Source organism: Thiomicrospira sp. (assembly GCF_014859555.1).
Taxonomy (GTDB): Bacteria; Pseudomonadota; Gammaproteobacteria; order Thiomicrospirales; family Thiomicrospiraceae; genus Thiomicrospira.
The window spans coordinates 1-2,275 of the sequence record NZ_JACUTY010000116.1; the positions used below are offsets into that span (position 1 = coordinate 1).

The following is a 2,275-nucleotide window of genomic DNA, read 5'->3' on the forward strand; positions in this document are numbered from 1 at the left end:
GATTTTGCTGAGAAGCTGTAATACCGATAACTTATTAGCCGGTAAACGTTGACCTTGAATGATTTGCGGGCGCGCGAAAAAGTAGCCTTGAAAATAATCAAACCCGAGTGCATCGCATTCTTTAACTTGTTGGTAGGTTTCGACCTTTTCGGCCAGCAGTTTTAGGCCTTTGGCTTTAAGTTTACGTAAGTGTGGTTCTATGGTGGTTAAGTCGTGTTTTTGAATGTCTATTTTAATAATGTCGGCATAGTTTTCGAGCACTTGGTGTTCGGAGTTGAACTGATGGTCATCAAGCGCAATCGTAAAACCTTGGTGACGAAGCTGTTTGAGGGTGTTGATGAGGGCGGGGGTAACGATGTGTTCTTCGAGTAATTCAATCACGACTTGGCGTGGATTAAAAAACGGCTGGCCTTCCTGCACCAGTAAGGTATCCGAAAAATTGATAAAAACCTTATGATCGCCCGCGATATTTTTAAGCCCTAAGTCTCCAAGGCCGCTCAGGATAACTTGAGCTGAAGCTTGGTCTGCGTTGTCGATATTGGCCTGGTTATCCTGCGCGTTTAAGCGAAACAGCAACGCATAAGCGTACAGGTTAATGTCGCTGTCGAAAATGGGTTGGCGACCAATAAAAAAATCAATCATCGGGTTCATGCTAGTGGACTCAAACTAAAAGTTAATCTCTACATCATAGGGCAAAAGGTTTGATATGACTAATAAGAAACCTTTGGGCTTTGTAAATTCTAGTTGTTAATCAAGACCCCTTTAGAATAGGGGTTAGTTGGGCAAGTTTTGGTAAACGCTATGGGAAAATTGCATCGCTTGTAAATAAAATTTGGACAAGTCGGCAATAGTCATGTCTTCCGGTAACGCAAATTCGGTTTGCCCACGTTCCATCGCTTTAATTGCGGATAAGGTTTTACTTAAATTGGTGCTTTTAACGTCGGTTAAAGCGGTCACGATAATGGGGTCGAGCTTTAGACGGCTTAATAATTCGGTTAGTTCGACATCCATGACCGCATCCAACATCGAAAACAAGCCCACTGTAAAGTAGAGGTTTTTAGAATGATCGCCAATACGTTCCCCCACTAACTCACAAAATTTTGCCCGTGTCAGGGACATGCGAAATAACTCAATGGGTTTATCATCCACGCCTGCTAACGCCAACATGCTGGCCCAGCTCTGTAAACGGTCTAAGCCAAATCGCATGACGCCATCATGAACGGAGTTAATCGGGTATTTGCTGTTGATGTTTTCGGCTAGAAACTTAAGAAGTTTTTGACTCAGCGATACGTCTTTGGCAATGATCGCGCTGAGTTTGACGTCTTCTAATACTTCAATTACGACTTGGCGAGAGGGAAAGAACGGTAAGTTTTCGCGCAGCAATAAACCTTCGGTAAAGTTGATGAACACTTTATGGTCGCTGGCAATATCTTTAAGGTTCATGTCCCCAAAGGCGTTGAGCATGACTTGAGCCGTCGCGGTATCGCCCGGCAACATTGGCGCATGGTTATTGTGTTCGCAGTTACGAAACAACAATTCGTAAGCGTGCATTTCAAGTTTGGTGTTGAAAATAGGCTGACGGCCAATATAGATGTCGATGAGTTCAGACATGGAAGACTTTCGAAATGGGTAATAATTGGTATTTTATACCATTTCTTATCTGTGATATTGAATAAGTTTTTAATCCCATGCAAAATTCACTCAGTAAGAAATCTGGATGCATCATGCGTTGTTGTTATCAATGCATTCAACACCCAGATGCCTAATCGTTACTTCGCTTTTTTTGCGGCCTTGGCGTCCGACTTTTGTTTTGATTTCACTTTGTTTTTGGCTTTTTTGTCGGCTTTTTCTTTTTTGGAGTGGCTGGTTTTAGATGGCTTGGGTGCTTTAACAGCGACCTCTAAAGTCGGATCGGTTTCGGCTTTCTGTTCGTTTTCGCCCAGCCATGCCAAGGTGATGCGGATTTCCTGATGGCTTTTGGCTTGCTTGGCTTTAATTTTTAAACGCGATAACCCGTTGGTTTGGAGCGTAACATCGTCTTCTTCATTGGCAAGATGAATCTGGCCTTTCTCAATGCCTTGGCATATAAGGTCTAGGTAGGAGAGCACGGACGCTTTGTCGAGTAGTGATTCATGCTTAAAGCTGGTGGTGTTTTTGGCCATGGGAATTTCTCCAAGTAGGTGAGTAAGACGAGATCAAATCTTGATTTTATCAAAAGATTCAAATAGCTATTATGACATTTATCGAACTAAATAGAAGTGTCAGCGTTTCTTTA

3 protein-coding genes are annotated in these 2,275 nt (G+C 42.7%); all 3 read right to left on the reverse strand.

Going from position 1 to position 2,275, the window contains the following annotated elements:
• The coding region (locus IBX48_RS10315) for an EAL domain-containing protein (protein WP_296834260.1) at nt 1-642 on the reverse strand (642 nt) is incomplete at its 3' end.
• Nucleotides 643-774: 132 nt separating this feature from the next.
• Nucleotides 775-1,611 (reverse strand): HDOD domain-containing protein, encoded by an 837-nt coding sequence (locus tag IBX48_RS10320; protein WP_296834263.1) that lies wholly within the window; start codon nt 1,609-1,611, stop codon nt 775-777.
• Between the two features lie 158 nt (nt 1,612-1,769).
• The gene (locus tag IBX48_RS10325; RefSeq protein ID WP_296834265.1) at nt 1,770-2,162 is read right to left on the reverse strand and encodes an amphi-Trp domain-containing protein; all 393 of its coding nucleotides are present in this window, start codon (nt 2,160-2,162) and stop codon (nt 1,770-1,772) included.
• Between the last annotated feature and the right edge of the window lie 113 nt (nt 2,163-2,275).

Coding starts and splice junctions, on each gene's coding strand:
- IBX48_RS10320 (WP_296834263.1), bottom strand. CDS start 1,611: ATGTCTGAACTCATCGACATCTATATTGGCCGTCAGCCTATTTTCAAC.
- IBX48_RS10325 (WP_296834265.1), bottom strand. CDS start 2,162: ATGGCCAAAAACACCACCAGCTTTAAGCATGAATCACTACTCGACAAA.